General features: G+C 55.0%; 5 protein-coding genes. 2 read left to right on the top strand and 3 right to left on the bottom strand.

The genetic code is table 11. The features are described from left to right. Positions 1–181 precede the first annotated feature (181 nt). Complete coding sequence (locus FJ147_26760; GenBank protein ID MBM4259488.1) at positions 182–1,234, top strand: hypothetical protein; 1,053 nt, start codon at positions 182–184, stop codon at positions 1,232–1,234. A 196-nt stretch (positions 1,235–1,430) separates the two neighbouring features. Here FJ147_26760 and FJ147_26755 read toward each other — a convergent pair whose 3' ends face one another. From FJ147_26755 to kdsB, 3 genes are read right to left on the bottom strand one after another with little or no spacing between them, the layout of a single operon-like run. After that, a complete protein-coding gene (locus tag FJ147_26755; protein ID MBM4259487.1) occupies positions 1,431–2,276 on the bottom strand; it encodes a 3-deoxy-8-phosphooctulonate synthase in 846 nt (281 codons plus the stop codon). Beyond that, positions 2,273–3,949, bottom strand: coding sequence for a CTP synthase (locus FJ147_26750; GenBank protein ID MBM4259486.1), 1,677 nt, complete (start codon positions 3,947–3,949; stop codon positions 2,273–2,275). The genes FJ147_26755 and FJ147_26750 overlap by 4 nt, the downstream gene beginning before the upstream one ends. After that, a complete protein-coding gene (gene kdsB / locus FJ147_26745) occupies positions 3,946–4,707 on the bottom strand; it encodes a 3-deoxy-manno-octulosonate cytidylyltransferase (GenBank protein ID MBM4259485.1) in 762 nt (253 codons plus the stop codon). The genes FJ147_26750 and kdsB overlap by 4 nt, the downstream gene beginning before the upstream one ends. 232 nt (positions 4,708–4,939) lie before the next feature. On the opposite strand from kdsB, the gene FJ147_26740 reads away from it, so the two are divergent. Beyond that, entirely contained in the window at positions 4,940–5,392 is a 453-nt protein-coding gene (locus FJ147_26740; protein MBM4259484.1) for a hypothetical protein, read from the top strand. Positions 5,393–5,614 lie beyond the last annotated feature (222 nt).

The raw sequence follows: 5,614 nt of genomic DNA, 5'->3' as shown, positions 1-5,614 counted from the left end.
GTCGCCCGCGTTCATCCAGCTCTTCGACCAGACTTCGATACTTAGACCGAAGCCAGCACACAATGGTCTCGTCTCTCATCCCTGCTCTTGTGCAGAGGCTCTCCACTCCGGTCAATCACTATTGCGGTAAGTTGTTTCCTGCCACCGCCTTAGTAGTGCGACTACCAGACCCTTCACCGGTCTGGCGAACGGGACGTATACCTTGTTCGTCAAAGCCCGCGATGCCGCTGGTCTTGAAGATCCCACTCCGGCGAGCCGGGCGTTTACGGTCAATGTCGTCGCCAGTGGCCTGACCTTTACCGCCATTCCCGATACGCTGGCTGGTGGCGGCACGGTGACGGTGACGTGGAATGGGGTGACCTCACCGAGTCGAACCGACTGGATCGGTGTATATCGTGCCGGAGCAGCAGATACGGCCTACCTGGCCTATCAGTACGTCAACTGTGGACAAAGCCCTGGTCTTACGCCGCGGCCAGCGGGGTCGTGTCCATTCCGGCTGAGTGGAGTGGGCAGTTATGAGTTCCGCTACTTCCGCAACAACGGGTTCACGAAGCTTGCCACGAGTAATGCGGTGACGGTGGGCGCGAGTGGGACGGTGGCGACGGTGAGTATTCAAGCGACGGTGGCGAATGCCGCGGAAGGCGGTACCCAAGGGCAGTTCACGATCACGCGCACGGGTAGTACCACGGGTGCCATGACGGTGAACTACACCGTGGGTGGTACGGCCAGTAACGGGACAGACTACACCACGTTGACGGGAAATGTGACGCTCGGTGTGGGTGCGGCGTCGGCAGTGCTGCCGGTGTTGCCGGCGGATGATCCCGATGCTGAGGGCAATGAGACCGTGATTGTGACGCTAGGTGCAGGCAGTGGGTATGCGCTGGGCACGCCGAGTACCGCTACCGTCACGATCGTGGACAATGAGGCGGCGAGTGGGCCGCTCTTGACGGTGAGTCCGAGCACGAGCGCGTTGGGTGGATATGTGACGGTTGTCTGGCAAGGGATTCCTAATGCGCGCGGGACGGACTGGATCGGGTTGTATCGGCAGGGCGCAGGGAATGGGGCATACACTGCGTTTCAGTATGTAAACTGTACGGCGAGTCCGAGTCCAACGCCGCGCGCGACGGGCTCCTGCAGTTTTCAGCTGCGGCAGCGGGGGACGTTTGAGTTTCGCTATTTCCCCAACAATGGGTTGACGCCGCTGTTGACCAGTCCACTGGTGACCGTGCCGTAGAGCAGCTCAGAGGGGCGAGAGCAGTCTCGCCCCTCTGAAATTTGTAGAAATGTTGAATAATGCGCGGTGCAATTCGGGTCATGTGATCCGCTTCATTCCGGTCCAATGCACGGGCCGACACCGAGGGCGGATACGATCCACCGCCAGGGCAAGCCGGCTATGGTCTACATCACAGTCTGAAGAGGGCGAGTAATGTTTACTGAGACCGCTGCTTGGTGATGGCGTCGAGTTGCTGCAGTGTTCGCAACGTCGTTTCAAGTTGGGCGAGTGGGAAGACCGTTGCGCTGTCACTTAAGGCGCGCTCCGGCTCGCGATGCACCTCCATAAATAATCCATCGACACCAACAGCGACGGCGGCGCGAGCGAGTGGAGCAATGAACTCGCGCTGTCCACCTGAACTGCTTCCCTGTCCGCCAGGTAACTGCACGCTATGGGTGGCATCGTAAACAACCGGATATCCGGTGCGGGCCATAATCGGTAACGAGCGGAAGTCTGACACCAGGTTGTTGTAACCAAACGAAGCTCCACGTTCGGTTAACAAGATGTGCTGATTTCCGGTCGACGCGACTTTGCCTGCGGCGTTGCCGATGTCCCACGGAGCGAGAAACTGGCCTTTTTTGATGTTCACGACCCGGCCACTTTTCCCTGCGGCTATCAAGAGGTCCGTCTGCCGACAGAGAAATGCGGGGATTTGCAACACATCGACGAACTCTGCGGCTGCGAGTGCCTCTTCAGGTGAATGGACATCCGTCAGTACCGGCACTCCACACTGGCGTTTGGCCTCGGCAAGAATCGCCAATCCTTCATCCATACCAAGGCCGCGAAACGACTCACCAGAAGTGCGGTTGGCTTTGTCGTAGGACGATTTGTAAATGAACGGAATACCGAGCCGGTCTGTAATGGCACGGATTGCCTCAGCGTGGTACAGCGCCGAATCGCGCCCTTCGATGACACACGGGCCAGCAATCAAGACAAAGGGCTTATTGCCGCCACATGCGAGTGCGCCGATGTGGACAACAGTGGTGGTGACTTCGCGAATCATGCGCGTCCAGCTCCGCTCACGCGCCGCAGTGGACTTTCCTGATGCCCTAAGCGGCGTTGTAAAGCTGCCCGAACGAATCCGGAAAACAGCGGGTGACAGTCGAACGGACGTGACTTCAACTCAGGATGGAACTGCACGCCAACAAACCACGGGTGTTTGCGAATCTCGACAATTTCCACCAATCCGCCATCAGGGGAAAGGCCGCTGAAGATCATGCCTTTGGCTGCGTAGCGTTCGCGGTACTCGTTGTTGAATTCATAACGATGGCGATGGCGTTCAGAAATTTGTGTTTGCCCATAGAGTTTCGCGGCAAGGGTACCTTCTTGGAGGGTGCATGGATACGCACCAAGTCGCATCGTGCCTCCCTTTTGCACGACCGCGCGTTGTTCGTTCATCATGGCAATGACCGGATGGGGAGTGTTCTCATCAACCTCGGTTGAATTGGCGTGAGCCAGGCTGCAGACATTGCGACCGAACTCGATCACCGCCATCTGCATGCCAAAACAAATGCCGAAGAAGGGAATGCCTTCTTCACGTGCGTAGCGGACCGCTGCAATTTTGCCTTCAGTGCCGCGCTGGCCAAATCCCATCGGGACCAGGAGGCCATCGGCCTGACGAACGGCATCTGGGAGCGTGCCGTCCTCAAGCTGTTCCGAATCGAGATGTTCGATTTCGACACGACACTCATTGGCCAGCCCGCCGTGCACCAGCGCTTCGTTCAGACTCTTATAGGAATCGATCAGGTTGACATATTTACCGACCATGGCGATGCGTACGCGCTCGCGAGGATTCTTGTAAATATGGACAATCCGCTCCCACTTGCTGAGGTTCGGTCCACCGGTCCACATGTTGAGTTTTTCCACGATCCGTTCGTCGAGGCCTTCTTGATGAAACACCAGCGGCACTTCGTAGATACATTCGACGTCTTTGGCGGTGATGACGGCGTTATCATTGACGTTACAGAACAGGGCAATTTTTGCTTTGACCTTGGCGTCGAGGTAACGATCGGTGCGGCACAGGAGAACGTCCGGCTGGATACCGAGACTGGTCAGTTCTTTCACGCTGTGCTGTGTCGGCTTGGTCTTCAATTCACCGGCAGCAGAGATAAACGGCACTAATGTGAGATGCACGTACAATACATGTTCGCGTCCCCAATCCCAACGGAACTGACGAATTGCTTCGAGGAACGGTAAACTTTCGATATCACCGACCGTACCGCCAACCTCACAAATAGCGACATCAAAGCCAGCGGCTGCGGCGAGGATGCGGTTCTTGATCTCGTCCGTAATGTGCGGGATGACCTGTACGGTGCCGCCGAGATAGTCACCTTTGCGTTCGCGAGAAATGACCGCATCATAAACTTGGCCGGTCGTGAACGTGTTTTTTCGGCTCATGGGCGTCGAGACATAGCGCTCATAGTGACCAAGGTCGAGGTCAGTTTCCGCCCCATCATCGGTGACATACACCTCGCCGTGTTGGAATGGATTCATCGTGCCTGGATCGACATTAATGTAAGGGTCCATCTTTAATAACGTCACTTTCAGGCCCCGACTTTCAAGCAGTCCACCGATCGAGGCGGCAGCAATCCCTTTACCCAGAGAAGAGACTACACCACCGGTGATGAAAATAAACTTTGTCTTGCGACTATCTTTCCCATTTCCGCTGGTGCTCATGGCATTGCCTCCTCTGCACGCCGTAGATCCTCTGGCGTGTCAATCTCGATGGTTGGACGTTCAGTCTCGCTGACAGTGATTCGATAGCCCCATTCCAAAGCACGTAACTGCTCAAGTTGTTCGGTTTGTTCTAACGGTGTGCGTGGCAGTTTGGTAAACGTGAAGAGAAAGTCACGCCGGTACACGTATAAGCCGATATGTCGGTAGCCTAAGACAGGCTCTGGGCTTTGGGCTCTGGGCTCTAGACCTTGGACTTTGGACTCTGGACTTCTGACAAAAGGAATTGGACTGCGCGAAAAATACAAGGCAAACCCGTTGTGGTCGGTCACCACTTTTACCACATTGATGTTGTGCCACTCTTGGTTATCGTAAATCGGCGTTTTTACTGTCGACATCACGGCTGTCGGTGCCTCAGCAAGTACGTTTACCGCATCTTGGGCGAGTGTTGCAGGAAAGAACGGTAAATCTCCTTGGACGTTAACGATGAGGTCAGCATTGAGCTGTTCCGCGACTTCTGCCAGACGATCCGTGCCGGTGGGATGGTCAGAGCGAGTCATCGCCACCTCACCTCCAACTTTACGGATGACGTTGGCGATACGCTCATCGTCAGTGGCAACAATGATCCGTGATAACCCGTGTACCGCTTGTGTTTGTTCGTAGACATGTTGGATCATGGGCTTACCGCGCAGCAATGCCAGTGGCTTCCCAGGGAAGCGAGTAGAGCCATAGCGAGCAGGAATAAGTGCTACAACTTCCATGCTCAACTCTTGCAGGTTGTCACGTTGGAATCGACGGAGAAAAACCCGACCACGGAATCTCACTATACGGAAGAAGCCGGAAGGCGTCAAATTGAGGATGGTGAAGTTGGTTGTCGCGATTTTGACTTTTCTGAGTATGCCCCATACGATACGGTTCTTCTTGTTTGTTTCATGGTGGGGGTGGTTATCTCTTGGAATCGCCCTTTCAAAAATTATTGAGTGAGGAGGAGACATGATCCAAGTGGCGATCATAAGACTGCTTGTTGCCGTTGCGTGTATGGTAGGAATGGTGGACAAAGCTGAAGCTGGGAATCTCTCGGACCGTATTGGCTTACTCTTTGGCGATCGTGGCATCGAAGCCGATGTGGATCGCGATGCCACTCCTCATCGTGCCCATTTTACCAGCGCAAGCTTAGCAACCCTCGGGTTGTTGGTGAAGCAGATGGCGGCTTCTGCCGCTGACTTCCCCGCTATCTCGACCGTGCCAGGGTTTACCTATCGCTATAACTCTCAGTTGCAAGTCTTTGAGCGCTCCTCAAGTTCATTAGGCCCGGTCTTTATCGAGCGTCCAGAGACATTGGGACGAGGGAAAGTGAATTTTGGTTTTTCTTATCTTTTTGTTGATTTCGATGAACTGAATGGAAAAAAAGCTCGATCGTCTCTCCTTTCGCAATCTGGAGCATAATGACTGCTGCAATACTCCCAATCCTCCACCAAGTCCGAATGTCCCTGATTTTGAGCGAGACACGGCAGCGTAAGGCGGTGGCAGGAAACAACTTACCGCAATAGTGATTGACCGGAGTGGAGAGCCTCTGCACAAGAGCAGGGATGAGAGACGAGACCATTGTGTGCTGGCTTCGGTCTAAGTATCGAAGTCTGGTCGAAGAGCTGGATGAACGCGGGCGAC

The organism is Deltaproteobacteria bacterium, from assembly GCA_016874775.1.
Lineage (GTDB): Bacteria > Desulfobacterota > Binatia > Bin18 > Bin18 > VGTJ01.
This window is presented reverse-complemented; position numbering and strand designations above follow the sequence as displayed.

What these genes read in the sequence shown, in the direction of transcription:
- FJ147_26755 (MBM4259487.1), bottom strand. Translation starts at nt 2,276, where the DNA reads ATGATTCGCGAAGTCACCACCACTGTTGTCCACATCGGCGCACTCGCA.
- FJ147_26740 (MBM4259484.1), top strand. Translation starts at nt 4,940, where the DNA reads ATGATCCAAGTGGCGATCATAAGACTGCTTGTTGCCGTTGCGTGTATG.
- FJ147_26750 (MBM4259486.1), bottom strand. Translation starts at nt 3,949, where the DNA reads ATGAGCACCAGCGGAAATGGGAAAGATAGTCGCAAGACAAAGTTTATT.
- kdsB (MBM4259485.1), bottom strand. Translation starts at nt 4,707, where the DNA reads ATGGAAGTTGTAGCACTTATTCCTGCTCGCTATGGCTCTACTCGCTTC.